General features: G+C 65.7%; 19 protein-coding genes. 11 read left to right on the forward strand and 8 right to left on the reverse strand.

From position 1 onward, the window contains the following. Window positions 1-40: 40 nt before the first annotated feature. The 3 genes from OIN59_RS07530 (at window position 41) to OIN59_RS07540 (ending at window position 2,223) form a co-directional block, all read left to right on the forward strand. Complete coding sequence (locus OIN59_RS07530; protein ID WP_274108808.1) at window positions 41-1,171, forward strand: cupin domain-containing protein; 1,131 nt, start codon at window positions 41-43, stop codon at window positions 1,169-1,171. Between the two features lie 13 nt (window positions 1,172-1,184). Further along, window positions 1,185-1,706, forward strand: coding sequence for a hypothetical protein (locus OIN59_RS07535; protein WP_274108809.1), 522 nt, complete (start codon window positions 1,185-1,187; stop codon window positions 1,704-1,706). Window positions 1,707-1,947: 241 nt separating this feature from the next. Next, on the forward strand, window positions 1,948-2,223 hold the full coding sequence (locus OIN59_RS07540; RefSeq protein ID WP_108626913.1) for a hypothetical protein: 276 nt from the start codon (window positions 1,948-1,950) through the stop codon (window positions 2,221-2,223). 123 nt (window positions 2,224-2,346) lie between these two features. On the opposite strand, the gene OIN59_RS07545 is transcribed toward OIN59_RS07540, so the two are convergent. The 6 genes from OIN59_RS07545 to OIN59_RS07570 form a co-directional block, all read right to left on the reverse strand. Further along, on the reverse strand, window positions 2,347-3,129 hold the full coding sequence (locus tag OIN59_RS07545) for an MBL fold metallo-hydrolase (protein WP_274108812.1): 783 nt from the start codon (window positions 3,127-3,129) through the stop codon (window positions 2,347-2,349). Between the two features lie 98 nt (window positions 3,130-3,227). Further along, window positions 3,228-4,319, reverse strand: a complete 1,092-nt coding sequence (gene bamC, locus OIN59_RS07550; protein ID WP_274108814.1) for an outer membrane protein assembly factor BamC — start codon at window positions 4,317-4,319, stop codon at window positions 3,228-3,230. 47 nt (window positions 4,320-4,366) lie between these two features. Next, window positions 4,367-5,263, reverse strand: a complete 897-nt coding sequence (gene dapA, locus OIN59_RS07555; protein WP_056061726.1) for a 4-hydroxy-tetrahydrodipicolinate synthase — start codon at window positions 5,261-5,263, stop codon at window positions 4,367-4,369. A gap of 30 nt (window positions 5,264-5,293) precedes the next feature. After that, window positions 5,294-5,848: a class I SAM-dependent methyltransferase gene (locus tag OIN59_RS07560; protein ID WP_274108817.1), complete on the reverse strand. Its 555-nt coding sequence runs from the start codon at window positions 5,846-5,848 to the stop codon at window positions 5,294-5,296. Between the two features lie 79 nt (window positions 5,849-5,927). After that, the gene (locus OIN59_RS07565) at window positions 5,928-6,083 is read right to left on the reverse strand and encodes a hypothetical protein (protein WP_274108819.1); all 156 of its coding nucleotides are present in this window, start codon (window positions 6,081-6,083) and stop codon (window positions 5,928-5,930) included. A gap of 25 nt (window positions 6,084-6,108) precedes the next feature. Continuing rightward, complete coding sequence (locus OIN59_RS07570; RefSeq protein ID WP_274108821.1) at window positions 6,109-7,326, reverse strand: MFS transporter; 1,218 nt, start codon at window positions 7,324-7,326, stop codon at window positions 6,109-6,111. Window positions 7,327-7,483: 157 nt separating this feature from the next. On the opposite strand from OIN59_RS07570, the gene OIN59_RS07575 reads away from it, so the two are divergent. The 4 genes from OIN59_RS07575 (at window position 7,484) to OIN59_RS07590 (ending at window position 14,702) form a co-directional block, all read left to right on the forward strand. After that, complete coding sequence (locus OIN59_RS07575; RefSeq protein WP_274108823.1) at window positions 7,484-9,466, forward strand: DNA topoisomerase IV subunit B; 1,983 nt, start codon at window positions 7,484-7,486, stop codon at window positions 9,464-9,466. Between the two features lie 33 nt (window positions 9,467-9,499). After that, on the forward strand, window positions 9,500-10,348 hold the full coding sequence (locus OIN59_RS07580) for a lytic transglycosylase domain-containing protein (protein ID WP_274108825.1): 849 nt from the start codon (window positions 9,500-9,502) through the stop codon (window positions 10,346-10,348). Next, entirely contained in the window at window positions 10,345-12,702 is a 2,358-nt protein-coding gene (gene parC / locus OIN59_RS07585; RefSeq protein WP_274108827.1) for a DNA topoisomerase IV subunit A, read from the forward strand. Before OIN59_RS07580 ends, parC begins: the two co-directional genes overlap by 4 nt. A gap of 209 nt (window positions 12,703-12,911) precedes the next feature. Beyond that, window positions 12,912-14,702 (forward strand): methyl-accepting chemotaxis protein, encoded by a 1,791-nt coding sequence (locus OIN59_RS07590; protein WP_274108829.1) that lies wholly within the window; start codon window positions 12,912-12,914, stop codon window positions 14,700-14,702. A gap of 139 nt (window positions 14,703-14,841) precedes the next feature. On the opposite strand, the gene OIN59_RS07595 is transcribed toward OIN59_RS07590, so the two are convergent. Continuing rightward, window positions 14,842-15,300, reverse strand: a complete 459-nt coding sequence (locus tag OIN59_RS07595; RefSeq protein ID WP_274108830.1) for a RidA family protein — start codon at window positions 15,298-15,300, stop codon at window positions 14,842-14,844. Between the two features lie 137 nt (window positions 15,301-15,437). Between OIN59_RS07595 and OIN59_RS07600 the strand changes: the two genes are divergently transcribed. The 4 genes from OIN59_RS07600 (at window position 15,438) to OIN59_RS07615 (ending at window position 20,731) form a co-directional block, all read left to right on the forward strand. After that, entirely contained in the window at window positions 15,438-18,002 is a 2,565-nt protein-coding gene (locus tag OIN59_RS07600; protein WP_274108832.1) for a DNA internalization-related competence protein ComEC/Rec2, read from the forward strand. Between the two features lie 85 nt (window positions 18,003-18,087). Further along, window positions 18,088-19,629 carry a circularly permuted type 2 ATP-grasp protein gene (locus OIN59_RS07605; protein WP_274108834.1) on the forward strand — a complete coding sequence of 514 codons (1,542 nt, stop codon included), beginning with the start codon at window positions 18,088-18,090 and terminating at the stop codon, window positions 19,627-19,629. Between the two features lie 2 nt (window positions 19,630-19,631). Continuing rightward, entirely contained in the window at window positions 19,632-19,778 is a 147-nt protein-coding gene (locus OIN59_RS07610; protein WP_274108835.1) for an alpha-E domain-containing protein, read from the forward strand. Next, a complete protein-coding gene (locus tag OIN59_RS07615; protein WP_274108837.1) occupies window positions 19,772-20,731 on the forward strand; it encodes an alpha-E domain-containing protein in 960 nt (319 codons plus the stop codon). Before OIN59_RS07610 ends, OIN59_RS07615 begins: the two co-directional genes overlap by 7 nt. Here the strand turns inward: OIN59_RS07615 and OIN59_RS07620 are convergent. After that, window positions 20,697-21,188 carry a hypothetical protein gene (locus tag OIN59_RS07620; RefSeq protein ID WP_274108839.1) on the reverse strand — a complete coding sequence of 164 codons (492 nt, stop codon included), beginning with the start codon at window positions 21,186-21,188 and terminating at the stop codon, window positions 20,697-20,699. The two genes, OIN59_RS07615 and OIN59_RS07620, sit on opposite strands and share 35 nt — an antisense overlap. Between the last annotated feature and the right edge of the window lie 5 nt (window positions 21,189-21,193).

Consider the following 21,193-nt stretch of genomic DNA (forward strand, 5'->3'; position numbering starts at 1 on the left):
AGTTTGACCAACGGCCCCGCCAAGGGGTAACACTTTCCTCATGAACATCCAGCAACCCCTGGCCTTGCTCGGCGGCCTCACTCCCGCGCAATTCATGCGTCGCCACTGGCAGAAGAAGCCCCTGCTGGTGCGCCAGGCTATCCCTCAGTTTGCGCCGCCAGTGTTGCGGGCCGAGCTGTTTGCGCTGGCGGGGCAGGAGGGCGTGGAGTCCCGTTTGGTACAACAGCTCAAGGGCGCCTGGAAACTGCGCCACGGGCCATTCAACCGCCGTGCGCTGCCCGCATTGCAGCAGCCGGACTGGACGCTGCTTGTGCAAGGCGTGGACTTGCACAACGACGCGGTACACGCCCTGATGCAGCAGTTTCGTTTTGTGCCCGAAGCCAGGCTGGACGATCTCATGATCAGCTATGCCAGCGACGGCGGTGGCGTGGGGCCCCATTTCGACAGCTATGACGTCTTTTTGCTGCAGGCACACGGTAAGCGCCGCTGGCGCATAGGGCGCCAGAAAGACCTGTCGCTGCGCGACGGTATCCCCTTGAAGGTGTTGGCCCAGTTCGAGCCCGAAGAAGAGTTTGTGCTGGAGCCGGGCGACATGCTGTACCTGCCCCCGCGTTATGCCCACGACGGCATTGCCGAGGGTGAGTGCATGACCTACTCCATCGGTTTTCGCGCTCCGGCCCGCGCCGAGCTGGCGCAAGAGCTGCTGGTGCGCCTGGCGGAAGATGCCGGGGACGACGACCACCCTCTGCTGTATCGTGATGTGGGTCAGGATGCGGTGGCGCAGCCGGGGGGCATTCCTGCAGGGCTGCAGGACTTTGCTCGCGAGGCCCTGTCCCGCGCGTTGGCCCAGCCCCTTGTGCTGGAGCGTGCGCTGGGTGAGTACCTGACCGAGCCCAAACCCAGCGTGTGGTTTGAGCCCGGCGACGCGGGTGTGATGCTGGAGGGCGTGCGCCTGGATCGCAAGAGCCGCATGATGTACGACGCACAGCACGTCTTCATCAACGGTGAAAGCTATCGCGCAGCGGGGCGTGACGCCACCCTGATGCGACGCTTGGCGGATGAGCGCCAACTGTCGGCGCGGGAACTGGTCCGCGCCAGCGACGATGCGCTGGAGCTGCTCTCGTCGTGGTGTGATGCCGGTTGGGCGCATGTCTGGACTGGCCGAGACTGATGAGGAGCTGGTGATGAACGACACGGCTGCCACCCCCGCCGAGCCTTTACGTGATCTGCCCAGTGGGCGATTCAGCGGGCGCGAGGCGTTTCAGCAACTGGTGCGCGACGCCATTGCAACGGCGGCACGGGATGGGTGGCAGGAGATTTTCGTCAGCGATGCCAATTTTCATGACTGGCCTTTGGGCGAGCGCGCCGTGGTCGAGGCCCTGCAGGACTGGGCCCGTAGTGGCAGGCGCTTTACCATGTTGGCCTGCAGCTATGACGACGTGATCCGTCGCCATGCGCGCTTTGTGCGCTGGCGTGGCACCTGGGACCACATCATCACCTGCCGCCGCAGCCCGGCTGCCGATCCGCTCGACCTGCCGAGCGCCTTGTGGTCCCCGCACTGGGTGCTGCACCGGCTCGACCCGGAGCGCTGTACGGGGGTAACGGGCTGCGAGGCGGACCGCCGGGTGCTGTTGCGCGAGACGCTCAATGAATGGGTGCGCAGCAAGAGCGCACCTGGGTTTCCTTCGACCACGCTGGGCTTGTAGCTATGGGAGGGCGCCCATTGGGGAGATGCCATACAGCAGGTGCCCCCGACGAGATACTGAGCAAAGTCAAGCTGATGTAAAGCTTTCGTCAGTGTTAGTCAGTATTGACTAAATACCAATATAATCTACGGCTATGCCCGAAAAGGGGCATACAAGTGCATTTTGCCAATGCGTGCATGGGCTCAGAAAGCCTGACGCCGTGGCTTTTCAAGATTCTGTCTGTCCAAATAGGAAAATCGAAATGAAGAACTCCCTCGTTCTGGCCGCCCTGATCGCTGCTGCTGCACTCGCCGCTTGTGGCAAGAAGGAAGAACCCGCTCCAGCACCCGCACCCGTGGAAGCCCCTGCCGCTGCACCTGCTCCCGCCGCCGAGCCAGCAGCTCCTGCCGCTTCCGACGCAGCAGCTCCTGCTGCCGCTGCACCTGCTGCTGACGCTGCTGCTCCAGCCGCTGACGCTGCCAAGGCTGCTGCTGACGCTGCTGCCACCGCCGCTACCGGCGCTTCCGCAGCCAAGTAAATCGCTGCAGGCTCTGGACTGACCTCAAGGTCGGTCTGTGCCACGGCCCCGTACCGCAAGGTTCGGGGCTTTTTTTATGCCTTCCGCCGGACTGAGGCATTCATTGATGCACAGTCCTGGCCATCAATCGTTCACACTGAACCATTCCGTCCCCTCGGTGGGGCTGGCGACCTGGATGTCTTCATCTGCCCAACCCAGTGCGGCGGCGAGCGATTGGCGGGCGAGGGCGGGGAGGTTGTTCTGCGCACTCAGGTGCGCTGCCACCACACGCTGCAAGCCGCCATGCTGCACCGCGCGCAGGATCTCCGCTGTCGCCGTGTTGGCCAGGTGGCCGTACATCCCGCCCACGCGGCGTTTTAAAAATGGCGGGTAGCGGGACGCGGCCAGCATCTCCGGGTCGTGATTGGCCTCGATCATCAGAGCATGGCATCCCTGCAGTTGCTGCAATACATGGGTACTGGCGTGGCCCAGGTCGGTCAGCACACCCAGGTGTGCAGCCCCGTCGGAGCAGCGCAGCTGCAGGGGCTCACGGGCATCGTGGGGTACCGTGAAGGGTCGGGCTTCGAAGGCACCCATGTCAATGACTTCCATGTCGCGCGCCACATGCAGCAAGCCGTCAAAGTCTGGCGCCCCCAGGGCTGCATGGGTGCCCTCGCTCATCCACACGGGAATGCGAAACCGCAGCGCCAGGGACTGCGCACACCCGATGTGGTCCGAGTGTTCGTGGGTGATGAAAATAGCGTCCAGGTCTTCAGACTGCAGCTGCGCCAGCGCCAGTCGCGCCTGCAATTGCCGGATGCCCAACCCGCAATCGATCAGCAGGCGGCGAACCTGGGTGCCGCTGCGGCCCTCGACGACCGTGGCGTTGCCGGTGCTGCCGCTGCCAAGGTTTTTGAATCGCAGCATGGCGGGGCGGGGGCAGGCCTGTGACCAGAAACACTGGCACCCTCACCCGCCAAAGGTGGATAGGGCGCCAGCGGGTGGCAGTGACCGGTGGCCAGCCTTTACTTCAGGTCGTCGGCAATCACGCGCACGATGCGCTCGGCATTGGCTGAGGACTCGGGCGCGCCGGCCTGGTTGAGCACCGATACCGTGGTCGATTCGCCCTGGCTGCGCACCACAATGCGGTACTTGAGTGGGGGCGTTGCACCGGCAGAGCTGAACAGCTTGCTGAAGAAGCCGGGCTCCTTCTTTTCGGTGTCTGGGGCCACGTAGCGCACGAAGTAGGTGCCTTCGTTGCGGTTGCGGTCTTCCACCGTGAAGCCGGTGCGGTCCAGGGCCAGGCCAACGCGGCGCCATGACCGGTCAAAGCCCTCGTCCAGCTGCACCACGGGCACGTTGTTGACCGTGGCCATGCGTGCCGCCTGGGCGCGCGCAGCGGGCGCTGCCGCGACGGCCTTGGACTGCTCCTGGCTCACGCCCAGCTTGACCATGAGGCGGCGCAGGAATTCGGTTTCGAGTTCGGCGTCGGAGGGGCGCGGCTGCCAGACCGTGCTGTCCTTGGAGACATTGCCATAGACCTCGATCATCCCGCGGTGGGTGATGTAGATCTCGGTGCTGCCATTGGCGGTGCGCTCCAGCCGGGTGCGGAATTTGTCACGCTCACCGGTCGAATACAGGGACTCCAGCAGCTTGCCGATGGTGGACCGGATGAAGTCCTGGGGCAGTTTGGCGCGGTTTTCGGCCCAATCGGTTTCCATGATGCCCACATTGGCCTCGGACTGGGCCAGCGTGAAGCCGCTTTCCTGCCAGAAGTCGCGCACGGGCTCCCACAGCTTGTCGGCGGGGCGGTTGACCACCAGCCAGCGCTGGCTGCCGTCTCGCTCGATCCGCACGTCGCCCAGCGACAGGGCTGCCGCATTGGCGGTGCCCGAAGGCTGAGCCGCCTGGCCTGCCTGCATGGCGGCCGCAGACACAGGGCCGCCTGGCATGGCGTAGCGCGAGTCGCGCGACAGCTGGGTGAGGTCTGGGGGGACTTCCAGCGACGAGCCCTTGGCGGCGCTCTTGTAATCGATCTTGTCTCCCTCCAGGGCGGCACAGGCGGACAGAGCCATGGCGAGGGCCAGCAGGCTGAGGCGGGTGGTAGCAGCTTTCACGCGGAAATCCTTGGGAAGTGTCTCGGGGAGCAGGCGCAGAGCCCGGATTAGATCAGGCCGCTGGTGCGCAGCGCCGACTCGACCACAGCCTCGTTGCTGCTGGCCAGGGGCGTCATGGGCAGGCGCATGGTGCCACCACACAGGCCCATGCGGGACATGGCCCACTTGACCGGGATGGGGTTGGCTTCGACAAACAGGTGCTTGTGCACGGGCATCAGCTGGAACTGGATCTGCATTGCGCGTTGCACATTGCCCGCCAGCGCAGCCACGCACAGTTCGTGCATCAGGCGCGGGGCCACGTTGGCCGTCACGCTGATGTTGCCGTGGCCGCCGCACAGCATCAGGGCCACGGCAGTCGGGTCGTCGCCCGAGTACACGCCAAAACCCTTGGGCACATCGCGAATGAGCCACTGGGCGCGCTCGATGTTGCCGGTGGCTTCCTTGATGCCGATCACGCCGGGCACCTGGGCCAGGCGCAGCACGGTGTCGTGTTGCATATCGGCTACCGAGCGGCCGGGTACGTTGTACAGCACGATGGGCAGGTCGCCCGTGGCCTCGGCAATCGCCTTGAAGTGCTGGTACTGGCCCTCTTGGGTGGGCTTGTTGTAGTAGGGCACGACCTGCAGTTGGCTGTCGGCCCCCACGCCGCGCGCGAACTTGGCCAGTTCAATGGCTTCGGCGGTGGAGTTGGCGCCGCAGCCGGCCATGATGGGCACGCGCTTGGCAGATTGCTCCACAGCCACTCGGATGATTTCGCAGTGTTCTTCTACATTCACCGTGGGCGATTCGCCCGTGGTGCCCACCACGCCGATGCAATCGGTGCCTTCGGCAATGTGCCAGTCAATCAGTTTGCGCAAAGTGGGGTAGTCCACGCTACCGTCCTCGTGCATGGGGGTGACGAGGGCGACGATGCTGCCGGTAAGAGGCACGGAAGAAGAAGTCATGTCCGCAGTGGTAAACGGTAAAAGGGCATTCTAACTAGCCCCGGTGGGCAAAAGATGTCGTGAGGGTACGCCCGCCTGCGGGAGTTCCCGCACGGCCGTGATGCGTTGCACGAAACGCGCGGGTTCGTCGATGAAGCCGTGCTCGTAGGCCACCACGCGCAGGTCCTGGCATGCCTGCAGCAGTTCGCCGGGCGCCAGCAGGAACTCCGCCCGCGCCGGGCGCCCCACGGTTTCGTTGCCTTGGGCAAAGGTTTCATAGACCAGCACCCCGCCCGGCGCCACGCTGGCGACGATGGTGGGCAGCAGTGGGCGCCACAGGTAGTTGGTGACGACCACGCCACCAAAGCGGCGACCTGCAAAAGGCCAGGGGCCGTTTTCGATGTCGGCCAGCACCATGTCGCCCAGCCCCGCGCAGGCGGCGATGGCCTCGGCTGACCGGTCTACCCCCACCACGGTGTGCCCCAACTCGCGCAGGTAACGCAGGTGGCGGCCCGCACCACAGGCCACGTCCAGCACGGCGCTCTGGGGGGCGATCAGGTGGCTCCAGCGCCGCACCCATTCCGAAGGGGCTTCCGTACCGTGCATAAGACTATAAAAATGATAGCTGTCGGCGCATGATTCACTTGCGCTAGGGGCCAAAAATGCTTCAAACCCTGTGGAGGGGTCAGAAACACGCCCACATCTGGTCGGCCAGCAGCACCATGAACTCGGGCACGGTGTACAGGCCAAACACCACCAGGCACAGCAGGACTGCCACGGCACCCCCCAGCCAGCGCAGGGCGCGCGGCACGGGTTTGTGGGGTGGGGTGGGGTGGTTCATGTTGGGCTCAGGCGGGTTAGTCGGACTATGCCGGTTGTGGGGTGTTGCGCGTGATCGGGCTTTCCTTGACCGGCAGGTTCACCAGCGCGGCAAACACGCCTAGGCCGATTGCGATGTACCAGACGATATCGTAGCTGCCGGTGGCGTCATACAGATAACCGCCCAGCCACACGCCCAGGAAGCTGCCGATCTGGTGGCTGAAGAACACAAAACCACCCAGCATCGACAGATGCTGCACGCCAAAGATCTGCGCGATGGTGGCGTTGGTGGGTGGGATGGTGGACAGCCACAACGTGCCCATTACCGCCGAGAACACGTACACCGACAGCGGCGACAGCGGCACCAGCAGGAAGATGCTGATCGCCACCGCGCGGGCAAAGTAGATGAAGGCGAGGATGTGGCGCTTGGGCATGCGCTGGCCCAGCGTGCCGGCGATGTAGGTGCCGAACACATTGAACAGCCCGATCAGCGCCAGTGCATAGCTGGCCACCTGCGGCGACAGGCCATGGTCCTTGAGGTAGCTGGGCATGTGCACGCCAATGAACACCACCTGGAAGCCACACACAAAGTAGCCCGCCATCAACAGGTTGAAGCTGGGGTAGCGGAAGGCTTCGCCCAGCGCCTGCTGGATGGTCTGCTCGCGCTTTGCCGGTGCCGTGCCCTTGAAGCCCGGCTCGCGCAGGCCAAAGGCCAGCGGCACGATCAGCAGCACGGCCATCGACAGCACCAGCAGTGCCTGCTGCCAGCCCAGTCCGGCAATCAGCCAGCCTTCGACCGGCACCATCAGAAACTGCCCGAACGAACCCGCCGCCGCTGCCACGCCCATGGCCCAGGAGCGTTTCTCGGGTGCAATCTGTCGCCCCAGCACGCCATAGATCACAGCATAGGTAGTGCCAGCCTGCGCGGCGCCAATCAGCACGCCGGCCGTCAGTGCAAACAGGGTGGGAGTGGGCGACAGCGCCATGCCTGCAAGGCCCAGGCCGTACAGAGCCGCCCCGCCGATCAGCACACGGAAGGCTCCGAACCGGTCGGCCACCATGCCCGCAAAAATACCGATCACGCCCCAGGACAGGTTTTGGATGGCGATGGCCAGGGCGAACGACTGGCGCGTCCAGCCCATTTCCTGGGTGATGGGCAAAAGCCACAGCCCGAACCCGTGGCGGATGCCCATGGACAGCGTCACGATGGCCGCACCGCACGCCAGCACCTGGAACATGGATAGTTTGGGAGGATTCATATGCATGCGCAGGAATGTAGCCAGATTGCGTGAACCGCGCTGATACACCCGCGACCAATACAGTTGGCGGTGGGGGCGGCGAAAACGCAGAGGCTGGCGCAATGGTTGGAGAGGCTGGGTATTTATCCAGCTATTGCTGCGGTGCCGCACTACAATCCGCCCCATGGCAGCCAAACCCTCTTCTGTTTCCGCGAGCGAATACTCCGAAGGCTCAATCCGCGTGCTCAAGGGCCTGGAGCCCGTCAAGCAGCGCCCGGGCATGTACACCCGCACCGACAACCCCCTGCACATCATCCAGGAGGTGCTGGACAACGCCGCCGACGAGGCCCTGGCGGGCTATGGCAAGAAGATCCGTGTCACGCTGCACGCTGACGGCTCGGTCAGCGTCGAGGACGACGGCCGGGGCATCCCGTTCGGCCTGCACCCTGAAGAAAACGCACCGGTGATCGAACTGGTCTTCACCCGCCTGCATGCAGGCGGCAAGTTCGACAAGGGCAAGGGCGGGGCCTACAGCTTCTCGGGCGGCCTGCATGGCGTGGGTGTGTCGGTTACCAACGCCCTGGCCACCCGGCTGGAGGCCACCAGCTACCGCGAAGGCAAGGCGGCGCGGCTGGTGTTCGCGGGCGGTGACGTGGTCGAGCCCCTGGTGGCCCGCCCGCTGGAGGCCGGTGAGCGCAAGCAGGGCACCTCGGTGCGCGTGTGGCCCGACGCCAAGTATTTCGAGTCGAGTGCGTTGCCCATGGGTGAGCTGACCCACCTGCTGCGCAGCAAGGCCGTGCTCATGCCGGGCGTGACGGTGCAGCTCGTGAACGAGAAAACCCGCGACACGCAGACCTGGCAGTTCAAGGGCGGCCTGCGCGACTACCTGATGCAGACGCTGACTGGCGACCCGGTCATCCCGCTGTTTGAGGGCGAAGGTTTTGCCGACAGTGGCAACGAGAGCTTTGCCGAAGGCGAAGGGGCGGCCTGGGCCGTGGCCTTTACCGAAGACGGCCAGCCCATGCGCGAGAGCTATGTCAATCTGATCCCCACCAGCGCCGGAGGCACGCACGAAAGCGGCCTGCGCGACGGCCTGTTCAACGCGGTCAAGAGCTTCATCGAGCTGCACAGCCTGCTGCCCAAAGGCGTGAAGCTGCTGCCCGAGGACGTGTTTGCGCGCGCCAGTTATGTCCTCTCAGCCAAGGTGCTCGACCCGCAGTTTCAGGGCCAGATCAAGGAGCGCTTGAACTCGCGTGATGCGGTGCGCCTGGTCAGCGGCTTTGTGCGTCCGTCGCTTGAACTCTGGCTCAACCAGCACGTCGAGTACGGCAAAAAGCTCGCCGAGCTGGCCATCAAGGCCGCGCAAACCCGCCAGAAGGCCGGGCAGAAGGTCGAAAAGCGTAAGGGCTCGGGCGTGGCCGTGTTGCCCGGCAAGCTCACCGATTGCGAGAGCAAGGACATTGCCCACAACGAAGTCTTCCTGGTCGAGGGCGACTCGGCCGGCGGCAGTGCCAAGATGGGCCGCGACAAGGAAAGCCAGGCCATCCTGCCGCTGCGTGGCAAGGTGCTCAACACCTGGGAGGTGGAGCGCGACCGGCTGTTTGCCAACAACGAAATCCACGACATTTCGGTGGCCATTGGCGTGGACCCGCACGGCCCCAACGACACGCCAGACTTGAGCGGCCTGCGCTACGGCAAGGTCTGCATCCTGTCAGATGCCGATGTGGACGGCTCGCACATCCAGGTGCTGCTGCTCACGCTGTTCTTCCGCCACTTTCCCAAGCTCATCGAAACCGGCCATATCTACGTGGCGCGCCCGCCGCTGTTCCGCGTGGACGTGCCTGCGCGCGGCAAGAAGCCCGCCGCCAAGATGTATGCGCTGGACGACGGCGAGCTCACGGCCATCCTCGACAAATGCGCCAAGGATGGTGTGCCGAAAGAGAAGTGCCAGATCAGCCGCTTCAAGGGGCTGGGCGAGATGAACGCCGAGCAGCTGTGGGAGACCACGCTCAACCCCGACACCCGCCGCCTGCTGCCCGTGCAGCTGGGGGATGTGGACTTTGCCGCCACCGAAGGGCTCATCACCAAGCTCATGGGCAAGGGCGAGGCCGCCGCGCGCCGCGAGCTGATGGAACTGCATGGCGATGCGGTCGAAATCGATATCTGACGTGCTGAGCCCTAGGCACCCGCGCTGCTTGCCATGACCTCATTTCGCAAAATCGGCCGCTTGCGCTGGTATTTATTGAGTTGTTTGCTATGCATTTTGCAGCAAACCGCCCATGCGGACCTGTGGGCACATGTGGACGAGCGCGGCGTGACGCACTTTGCGGCCGAGCAGGTCGATGCGCGCTACCAGCTGTTTTTTCGCGGCAACGACTTCGACTCGACCCGCGATGCGCCTGCCGGTGCGTTGCCCATGCCCTACGCGCTGCCAGCAGCGGGCGCACGCCTGCTGGCCTTTTTTGACATTGCGCCCGACTACAAACGCGTGAAACACCACCTGCGCTCGGCGTCCGCGCGGCACGGGGTGGACTACGAACTGCTGCAGGCCGTGATCGCGACCGAGTCCGGCTTTGACGCCACCGCCGTGTCGCCCAAAGGCGCCGTGGGCCTGATGCAGGTGATGCCCACCACGGCCAACCGCTTTGGTGTGAGCAGCGACGCCAAGCGCACGGTAGAGCAAAAGCTGGCCGACCCGGCCGTGAACGTGCCCATCGGTACCCGCTACCTGCGCCACCTGCTGGACCTGTTTCCTGGTCGCATGGATCTGGCTGTGGCCGCCTACAACGCTGGCGAAGGCGCGGTGCAAAAGGCGGGCAACCAGATACCGGCCTTCAAGGAAACGCAGAACTATGTGCGCACCGTGCTGGGCCTGTACGCCCAGCTCAAGCCCCCGGCGCCGGTGCTGGCGCAGCGTGCGCTGCCCGGCCGTGTGCGCATGGAGCTGTCGGGCGGCGCGCAGAACCGGGGCAGCCTGCCGCCCACCCGCGTGGCGCAGACACCCCCCGCCCCCCAGAACGTGAATCCAGAAACTGTATCCAACGAATGAGCGACCAACCCACTCTCGATTTCACCACCGCAGGCGATGACGGGGGCGACTCCCTGGGCCTGGCGGGCTATGCCCAGCGCGCCTACCTCGAATACGCGCTGTCGGTCGTCAAGGGCCGTGCGCTGCCCGATGTGTGCGATGGCCTCAAGCCCGTGCAGCGGCGCATTCTGTATTCCATGGACCGCATGGGCCTGGGCTACAGCGGCCCCACGCGCAGCGCGGCGGCCAAGCCCGTCAAAAGCGCCCGCGTGGTGGGCGATGTGTTGGGCCGCTTCCACCCCCACGGCGACCAGTCGGCCTACGACGCACTGGTGCGCATGGCGCAAGACTTTGCCCAGCGCTACCCGCTGATCGACGGCCAGGGCAACTTCGGCAGCCGTGACGGCGACGGCGCAGCGGCCATGCGCTACACCGAGGCCCGTCTGTCGCGCATTACCAGCCTGCTGCTCGACGAGATCGACGAGGGCACCGTGGATTTCATGCCCAACTACGACGGCAGCACCGAGGAGCCACGGCAGCTGCCCGCGCGCCTGCCGTTTGCATTGCTCAACGGCGCCAGCGGCATCGCCGTGGGCCTGGCCACCGAGATCCCCAGCCACAACCTGCGCGAGATCGCGGATGCCTGCGTTGCGCTCATCAAGACGCCGTCGTTGAGCCAGGAAGAGCTGCTGGCCTTGGTGCCCGGCCCGGACTACCCCGGTGGCGGCCAGATCATCAGCAGCGCGGGCGACATTGCCGATGCCTACCGCACGGGGCGGGGCAGCCTCAAGGTGCGCGCGCGCTGGAAGATCGAAGACATGGCGCGTGGCCAGTGGCAACTGGTGGTCAACGAGCTGCCACCCGGCGTGAGCACGCAAAAGGTGCTCGAAGAGATCGAGGAAATCACCAACCCCAAGGTCAAGGCCGGCAAGAAGGCCCTGAGCCAAGACCAGACCCAGCTCAAGGCCAGCATGCTGGCCGTGCTGGACGTGGTGCGTGACGAGTCGAGCAAAGACGCTCCCGTGCGCCTGGTGTTCGAGCCCAAGACCGGCAAGACCCCACAGCAGGAGCTGATCACCGCGCTGCTGGCCCATACCAGCCTGGAGACTTCGGCCCCCATCAACCTGACCATGGTGGGGCTGGATGGCAGGCCCGTGCAGAAGTCGCTGCGCGTGATGCTCGAAGAGTGGATCGCCTTCCGCCAGACCACCATCACCCGCCGCAGCCAGCACCGGCTTACCAAGGTGCTGGACCGCATTCACATCCTCGAAGGGCGGCAAACCGTGCTGCTCAACATCGATGAGGTGATCGCCATCATCCGTGCGGCCGAGGAGCCCAAGGCGGCGCTGATTGCACGCTTCAACCTCAGCGACCGGCAGGCCGAGGACATCCTTGAAATCCGCCTGCGCCAGCTCGCGCGGCTTGAAGCGATCAAGATCGAGCAGGAGCTCAAGGAACTGCGCGAAAGCCAGGGCAAGCTCGAAGACATCTTGAACAACCCCGGCTCGCTGCGCCGCACCATGGTCAAAGAGATCGAGGCCGATGCCAAGACCTTTGCCGACGCGCGCCGTACGCTGATCCAGGCCGAGAAAAAGGCCGTGGCCGAAGTCAAGGTGGTGGACGAGCCTGTTACCGTCGTGGTGTCTGAAAAAGGCTGGGTGCGCGCGCGTACCGGCCATGGGCACGAGGCCGCCAGCTTCGCCTTCAAGGCGGGCGACGGGCTGTATGGCACGTTCGAGTGCCGCACGGTCGATACCTTGCTGGCCTTTGGCAGCAACGGCCGTGTGTATTCGGTGGCCGTGTCGTTGCTGCCCGGTGCGCGCGGTGACGGCCAGCCCGTGACCACGCTCATCGAACTGGAGTCGGGCACGCAACTGCTGCACTACTTTGCGGGCCCGGCCAACGCCACGCTGTTGTTGTCCAACTCGGGCGGCTACGGCTTTTTGGCGGCGGTGGAGAACATGGTGTCGCGCCAGAAAGGCGGCAAGGCCTTCCTCACGCTCGGCGCGGGCGAAACCGTGTGTGTGCCGTCGCACGCTGTGGGCACCACGGGTAGCAAGCCGGTGATGCCTGCCACGCATGTGGCCTGCGCCTCTACGGGCGGGCGCATCCTCACGTTCGAGATCACCGAACTGAAAACCATGGCCAACGGCGGTCGGGGGCTGATGCTCATCGACCTGGAAGACAAGGACCAGTTGGCGGGCGCTGCCGCCTACACGCGCAGTATTCGCCTGGACGGCATGGGCCGGGGCGGCAAGGTGCGCGACGAGACGCTGGAGATCCGCAGCCTGAACAATGCCCGCGCAGCGCGCGGCCGCAAGGGCAAGGCAGCGGATCTGGGCTTCAAGCCCACGACAGTGACGCGCGTCGAGTAGTCGTTTTCGGTTCGGGGCGGTTGCCCGCGCCCGTGCGGCGCCGGGGCCCGCCCAGCGCGCGGCTCAGAGGGCAGGCGCCGTGCTGCAGGGGGGCAAAGGTGGACCCCATGCCGGGCAAGGGCAGACCCTGATGCCGAGGTGATGTGTTTGTGCGATGGTGAAAAAAAGAGCAACATCTGCACACAAACACAACGCTTCAGGAGACGTCCATGCCCAAGCAATTCCGAATGGCCCACAAACTCTGGCTGGCGGTGGTGCTGATCGTGGTGCTGCTGGCCGCCGTGGTGGGCTTCTCGGGCTACCGGTCGGCCAAGGTGCAGGCCGAGGCCGATGCGGTGGCGAAGGACATGGAGGCCCGCGTGCAGGCCGCAATCCGCTGGTCGGGCCTGACAGAGACCAACGCGGCGCGCACCCAGGCGCTCATCGTCAGTGGTGACGCAGCGGTGGAGGCCGAGTTCAAGGACGTGATTGCGGCGACCACGGCGCAGATCAGCGAGGTACAAAAGTCTCTGGAGGCCATGGCCCTGTCCGACGCCGACAAGGCGCAGATGGCCAAAATCGCCGGAGCCCGCAAGGCCATGATCGACCTGCGCGGCCAGGCTCGCAAGCTCAAGGCCGACGGGCAGCAAGACCAGGCCATTGCACTGGTCAAGCAGTCGTACAACCCGGCCGTGGCCACTTACCTGCAAACCCTGCGAGATTTTGTGCAGCAGCAACAACAAAATGCGGCCGCCAAGCAGCAAGAGATGGCGGCCTCGCGCATGCTCACCGTCAAGATCGCGGCGGTGGCCGTGGGCCTGCTGCTGCTGGCCATCATCGTGGGGGCGTATTACCTGATTGGCAGCATTCAGCGGCCTTTGGCCCAGGCCAATGGCCTGGCTGACCGCATTGCGGGTGGCGACCTGAGCCTGCAGGAGGCTGTCACCCGGGGCGATGAATTCGGCGACCTTCTGCGCTCGCTCTATGCCATGAGCAATGCATTGGGGCGCATGGTGCACCAGGTGCGCCAAAGCACGGACAGCATTGCCATTGCCAGCGCAGAGATCGCGACCGGCAACCAGGATCTGTCGGCCCGCACCGAGCAGACCTCCAGCAACCTGCAGGAGACCGCCGCTGCGATGGAGGAGTTCACCAGCACCATCCAGCAAAGCGCAGGCAGCGCCCAGCAGGCCAGCAGCCTGGCAGCAGGCGCAAGCGGCGTGGCACGCCGGGGCGGCGAGGTGGTGACCCAGGTGGTGGCCACCATGGAGGACATCAACCACAGCAGCAAGAAGATCGCGGACATCATTGGCGTGATCGACGGCATTGCGTTCCAGACCAACATCCTGGCGCTCAATGCGGCGGTGGAGGCCGCTCGGGCCGGTGAGCAAGGCCGGGGCTTTGCCGTGGTGGCCAGCGAGGTGCGCAGCCTCGCGCAGCGCAGCGCCGAGGCGGCCAAGGAGATCAAGCTGCTCATCAGCGCGTCGGTCGAGAAGGTGGAGACCGGTTCGCGCCTGGTGTCTGACGCGGGTACCACCATGACCGACATCGTGCAGTCGGTGCAGCGCGTGACCGACATGATCGGCGAGATCACCGCCGCATCGTCCGAGCAGAGCGCGGGGGTGTCGCAGGTCAACAAGGCGATCAGCAACCTGGACCAGATGACCCAGCAGAACGCCGCCCTGGTGGAAGAAAGCGCGGCAGCCGCGCAGAGCCTGCGCGAGCAGGCCGATCACCTGGCGCGCGAGGTGTCGATGTTCAAGGTGAACGCCGCCAGCTACGGGCCTGCGCAGGCCGCCATCGGGGTCGCACGCGGTGCGGCCAAGGCCACAACCACCATGCCTGCTACCCGCAACAAGCCCGCAGCGGCCACCGCCGGGGGCGGTGCCCCTGCAGCCCGCATCAGCACTGCGAGTGCCCCGGCGGCGCTGGCCAAGGCGCCTCCACCATCGTCAGCCGCGAGGCAAAGTGCCAAGCAGGGCGCTACGGCCGGTGCGGAGGACGACTGGGAGTCTTTCTGACGCGCTGAGGTGGGCGGCCCCCGGCTGCCGCAAGCCGCCGCAACTGGCCTCAGCGCTGCGCAGACAACAAAAAACCCATGGCAGCGATGCCATGGGTTTTTTGCTAGGGCGCGCGGTCTGCGAGATCGTCAACAGGTTTTTAGGCCAGTTCGGCGATCAGCTCAATCTCAACGCATGCACCCATGGGGATCTGGGCGACGCCGAAGGCGCTGCGGGCATGCACGCCCTTCTCGCCAAACACCTGGCCCAACAGTTCGCTGGCGCCATTGGTCACCAGGTGTTGCTCGGTGAAATCGCCCGTGGAGTTCACCAGGCTCATCACCTTGACGATGCGCTTGATGCGATTCAGGTCGCCGCCGCAGGCGGCCTGCAGCGTGCCCATCAGGTCGATGGCCACGGCACGCGCGGCCTGCTTGCCTTCTTCGGTGCCGATATCGCGGCCAAATTGCGCGGCCCAGGGCTTGCCGTCCTTGCGGGCGATGTGGCCACTCAGAAACACCAGGTTGCCTGTCTGCACATAGGGCACGTAGGCGGCGGCGGGCACCGACACGGGGGGCAGTGTGATGTTGAGTTCTTTCAGCTTGTCGTAAACGCTCATGGTGGTCCTCGGTAGGAAATGCGGGGTTTATGAAAGAGGGCGATCCGATGCACGGGCCGCCAGGCGCGGTAAGTGTTACACAGCGCCTCGTCTTCGCACCCGCGCAGCAGGCCCCAGCGGCGCATTAGCATCAGCGCATGTCCGCCATAAGCGCCCCTAATGCCGCGCCGCTGCCCGCTACAGGCCAGGGAGTGGAGTTGCCCGTGCCCTCGCGCCCGTGGCTGCTGCCTGCCGCGTTACTGGGCGTGGTGGCGGGTGCCGCGCTGCAACTGCAGCAGCCCACGCTATGGCCTGCAGCAGACTATGGATGGCTGCTGGGGGTGGGTTTGCTGCTGGGTGGTTGTGCGGTGGCTGCAGCACGGCTGCGCCCAGGACAGGGCTGGGCCCGCTGGGTCGTTGCCGTCGCGCCCTGGCTGGTGTTGCTGGCGGGTGCGCTGGCCATGGCGGGTGGAACCGGCCTGCGGGCGGTGGCCTACCAGGCGCAGGCATTGCCAGCGGCGCTGGAGGGCCAGGACCTGCGCATCACCGGTGTGGTGGCCGCCATGCCGCAGATCAACGAGGCGGGCACCCGTTGGCGCATGGCGGTGGAGTCGGCTACGCGGCAAGGCGCACCCGTGCCCCTGCCCCCGCAGATCGATGTGGCCTGGTATGGCGGCGCCTTCGGCGGTGCGGGGGAGGTGTTGGACCTGCAGCGCCTGCCCGCCCCGGTGCGTGCGGGCGAGCGATGGCAGATCACCGTGCGTCTGAAGGCGCCGCACGGCCTGCGCAACCCGCACGGTTTTGACTACGAGTTGTGGATGTGGGAGCAGGGCGTGCAAGCCACCGGCTATGTGCGTGCAGGCCCCAAGGACGAGCCTCCGGTGCGTGTTGCGTCTACCTGGCAGCACCCGGTGGAGCAACTGCGCCAGCGGGTGCGAGACGCCATCATGGAGCGCCTGGTGCGCGGCCAGGATGGGGAGCTGGGCGACACCACCGACCCTGGCCGCACGCGCACCGCAGGGGTGGTGGCGGCGCTGGTCACCGGCGACCAGCGCGCCATTGACCGGGCGGACTGGGATGTGTTTCGTGCCACCGGGGTAGCCCACCTCATGAGTATTTCGGGCCTGCACATCACCCTGTTTGCCTGGCTGGCGGCGCTGGCTGTGCGGGCACTGTGGCGGCGCTCACCCCGTTTGTGCCTGGCAGTGCCGGCGCCCTCAGCTGCGCTGGTGGCAGGTGTGCTGCTGGCCACGGCCTACGCCCTTTTCAGCGGCTGGGGCGTGCCCGCGCAGCGCACGGTGACCATGCTGGCCATCGTGGCGCTGCTGCAGCTGAGTGGGCGTCGCTGGCCCTGGCCCCAGGTGTGGCTGCTGGCCTGTGGGGCCGTGGTGCTGGTGGACCCCTGGGCGCTGGCACAGGCGGGCTTCTGGTTGAGCTTTGTGGCTGTGGGGGTGTTGTTTGCTACTAATCCAATAGCTGCTGAGGCAATTGGGACAAGCGCTACAGGCCATTTTTATGCATTGGTGCGCGAGCAATGGGTGGTGACGCTGGCGCTGACGCCCCTGGGCTTGTTGCTGTTTGGCCAAGTCTCGCTGGTGGGTTTTGTGGCCAACCTGGTGGCCATCCCCTGGGTCACGCTGGTGGTTACGCCACTGGCGCTGGGGGGCGTGTTGTGGGCGCCGCTGTGGAGTGTGGCGGCCCTCAGCCTGCAGCCGTTCACATTGTTTCTGCAGTGGCTGGCGCAGTGGCCCTGGGCCGCCGTGTTTTTGCCTGCTGCACCGCTGTGGGCGGGCGTGGCGGCGGTGGCCGGGGGCGCGCTGCTGGCCATGCGCCTGCCCTGGCGGCTGCGTTTGCTCGCGCTGCCTTTGTTGCTGCCGGTGTTGTGGTGGCAGCCAGCGCGGCCCGCAGCGGGGCAGTTTGAGCTGTTGGCCGCCGACATTGGCCAGGGCAATGCCGTGCTGGTGCGCACCTCCACGCACACGTTGCTGTACGACGCCGGACCGCGCTTCAGCCGCGAGAGCGATGCGGGCCACCGCGTGCTGGTGCCACTGCTGCGCGCGCTGGGGGAGCAGGTGGATGTGCTCATGCTCAGCCACCGCGATGCCGACCACACCGGTGGGGCGGCGGCGGTGCTGGCCCAGCAGCCCCATGCCGAACTCACCGGCTCCATCGAGGCCGAGCACGCCCTGCAACGCTTGCGCCCCAACCGGCCCTGCCTGGCGGGCCAGCGCTGGGAATGGGATGGCGTGACTCTGGAGGTGCTGCACCCCCTACCCGGCGACGACGCCCCAGCGCCCAAGGCCCCGCGTCCCAACGCGCTCAGCTGCGTGCTGCGCATCACCGCCGCCGGGCCAGAGGGCGCGTCGGCTTTGCTGGTGGGCGACATTGAGGCACCACAGGAACAATCCTTGCTGGCGCGCGGCGCACCCCTGCAGGCCGACCTGCTGCTGGTGCCGCACCATGGCAGCAAGACCTCGTCGTCCGTGGCTTTTCTGGAGGCAGTCCAGCCGCGCACTGCTTTGGTGCAGGCCGGGTATCGCAACCGGTTTGGCCATCCGGCGCCGGATGTGCTGCAGCGTTACCGCGCGCACCACATTGCGGTGGTGGAGTCTTCGCGCTGTGGGGCGGCCCGCTGGGCCTCGTCACAACCTGCGCAGGTTGCCTGCGAACGCGACACCCGTGAGCATTACTGGCAGCACCGCATGGTGCCACGGGACGATTGATTCGGGGGCGATGGCGCAGCGCCGCCAGGGGTGTTGCGCGATGGCAGGCTCACAACTTGCTATCCTGACTGCAGGAGGCCCGTTCATGCAGAAATTTGACGAGATGTACGCCATGCTGCCGTTTGATGGCAGCGATGTGCGGGAACACTACAAGCGCTATGCGCAGTGGTTGAGCAAACAGCCCCCTGACGTGATGCAGGCCCGCAGGGCCGAAGCCGAGATGATCTTCCGGCGCGTGGGCATCACCTTCGCCGTGTATGGCGCCAAGGACGAGGGCGGCGTCGGCAATGAGCGGTTGATTCCGTTCGACCTGATCCCCCGGATCATCCCGGCCCGCGAGTGGAGCAGCATGCAGCAGGGGCTGGTGCAGCGCGTCACCGCGCTCAACCGCTTCATCCATGACGTGTACCACGGCCAGGACATCATCCGCGCCGGCATCGTGCCTGCCGATCTCATCCTGAACAACGCGCAATACCGGCCCGAGATGGCCGGCGTGCATGTGCCGCAAGACATCTATGCGCACATCGCTGGCATCGACATCGTGCGTGCGCCCGATGCCCAGGGCAACGGCGAGTATTACGTGCTCGAAGACAACCTGCGCGTTCCCAGCGGAGTGAGCTACATGCTCGAAAACCGCAAGATGATGATGCGGCTGTTCCCCGAGCTGTTCAGCCTGCACAAGGTGGCACCCGTGGCGCATTACCCGGACATGCTGCTCGAAACCCTGCGCGCCAGTGCCCCGGCCACGGCCGACGAACCCACCGTGGTGGTGCTCACGCCCGGCATGCACAACAGCGCGTACTTTGAACACGCATTCCTGGCCCAGCAGATGGGCGTGGAGCTGGTCGAGGGGCAGGACCTGGTGGTCAAGGACAAGTTCGTCTACATGCGCACCACACGCGGCCTGCAGCGGGTGGACGTGATCTACCGCCGCGTGGACGACGACTTCCTCGACCCGCAAGTCTTCCGCCGCAATTCCACCCTGGGCTGTTACGGCCTCATGGAGGCTTACCGCGCAGGCAACGTGGGCATCTGCAATGCGGTGGGCACCGGCGTGGCGGACGACAAATCGGTGTACCCCTACGTGCCCGAGATGATCCGCTTTTATCTGGACGAGGAGCCCATCCTCAAGAACGTGCCCACCTGGATGTGCCGCAAGCAGGACGACCTGCAGTATGTGCTGGCCAACCTCAAGGACCTGGTGGTCAAGGAAGTACACGGCGCGGGTGGCTACGGCATGCTGATTGGCCCGGCCGCCACGCAGGCCGAGATCGAGGACTTTCGCCGCGCGGTGCTGGCCAACCCGGCGGGCTACATTGCGCAGCCCACGCTCAGTCTGTCGAGCTGCCCCACGTATGTGGAAAGCGGCATCGCTCCCCGTCACATCGACCTGCGCCCCTTTGTGCTCAGTGGCCGCGAGGTGCAGATGGCCGCAGGGGGCCTCACGCGCGTGGCGCTGCAGGAGGGGTCACTGGTGGTGAATTCGTCGCAGGGTGGGGGCACCAAAGACACCTGGGTGTTGGGTGAGGGTACGCCTGCCTCGCAACCCAAGGCAGAGCAATCCCAGTCGCAATCGCAGTCCCGTGGCCAGGGCCAGTCGCAAAGTCAATCGCAAGGGAGCCTCTGAACATGTTGAGCCGCACCGCCGACCATTTGTTCTGGATGTCCCGCTACACCGAGCGGGCTGCAAACGCCGCCGAAGGCGGGGTTTCACCACAACACAGCCAGCGTGCGCAGCACGCGCGGGGTTCTCTGCCCGGGGAGGAAAAATGCTAAGTCGCACTGCCGATCATCTGTTCTGGATGTCCCGATATACAGAGCGGGCAGAGAACACAGCAAGAATGCTCAATGTGAGCTACGAGACTTCCCTGCTGCCCCAGGCTGCCGATGTGGCGCAAAAAGGCTGGGAGGGCCTGCTGTCCATCAGCGAGCTGATCCCTGCCTACACCGCCAAACATGGCGAAGTGACGCCCGCCAACGTGCTGGAGTTCATGGTGCACGATGGCAACAACCCGTCGTCCATCCTGTCATGTCTGCGTGCCGCGCGCGAGAACGCGCGGGCCGTGCGCGGCGCGCTGACCACCGAGGTGTGGGAGACGCAGAACCAGACCTGGCTGGAGCTACACCGCCAGCTCGAAGGTGGCGCCTTTGAGCGCGACCCGGGCCAGTTCTTTGAATGGGTGAAGTACCGCTCGCACCTGTCTCGCGGCGTGGTGCTGGGCACCATGCTGCAGGACGAGGCGTTTCACTTTTTGCGTATGGGCACCTTCCTGGAGCGCGCAGACAACACCGCGCGGCTGCTGGATGTGAAGTTCCACGCCGTCAAGAACGACTTCTTCGGCCGCCCCAGCGACCGCAACCAGGAGAGCGACTTCTACCACTGGAGCGCCATCCTGCGCAGCGTGTCGGCGTTCGAGGTGTACCGCAAGGTGTACCGCGACGTGATCACGCCCGGACGCGTGGCCGACCTGCTGATACTGAGCCGCGACATGCCGCGCTCGCTGCACGCCTGCCTGCGTGAAGTGGTGGACAACCTGGCCGTGCTGGCCAACGGGCAGTCCGCCGAAACCAGCCGCAGGGCAGGGCGCTTGCTGGCGGACCTGCAGTACGGCCGCATCGACGAGATCCTGGCCACCGGCCTGCATGCGTTCCTGACCCAGTTCCTGGACCGGGTCAACGACCTGGGTGGCGGCATCAGCCGCGACTTTTTGGTGACGGCTGGCGATTGAACACCAGCATGGCCGCGCCATGCAAGCCCAGCCCCGCTCCGTAGGGTAGGAGTGGGGCCCAGGGCGACCCCAGCCAGGTTCTTGCCTGCGCGCCGCGTAGCCAGTCGGGCATCACCGCGCCCCAAGGGGCGTGCAGGCTCGCCTGCAGAACCCCATAGGTCGTTAGCCCCAGGCCCACTCCCGCACCCAGAACGATGCCGTAGGCCACCGGCAGCTTGCGGTGGCCTGCAATGGCCATGAAGGCTGCACTGAAGAAAACTCCAAGGAATGCGGTCGCCAGCCAGGCCACTGGCCACCAGCCCGCGTCACCCGCTTCGGACTGCGCCACTAGCAGTGCGTTGAAGCCGCCCATGACGCCCAGTGTCAGCAGGGGTACCAGAAAATTGCGGTACCGTGCGCTCAACCGTGCCGAATACGCCGTCTGGTCTGGAGACGTTTGGGGCGTGGTGGCGTGCATCGCAA

The sequence above is a fragment of the Acidovorax benzenivorans genome, assembly GCF_028680575.1.
GTDB classification, from domain to species: Bacteria; Pseudomonadota; Gammaproteobacteria; order Burkholderiales; family Burkholderiaceae_C; genus Acidovorax; species Acidovorax benzenivorans.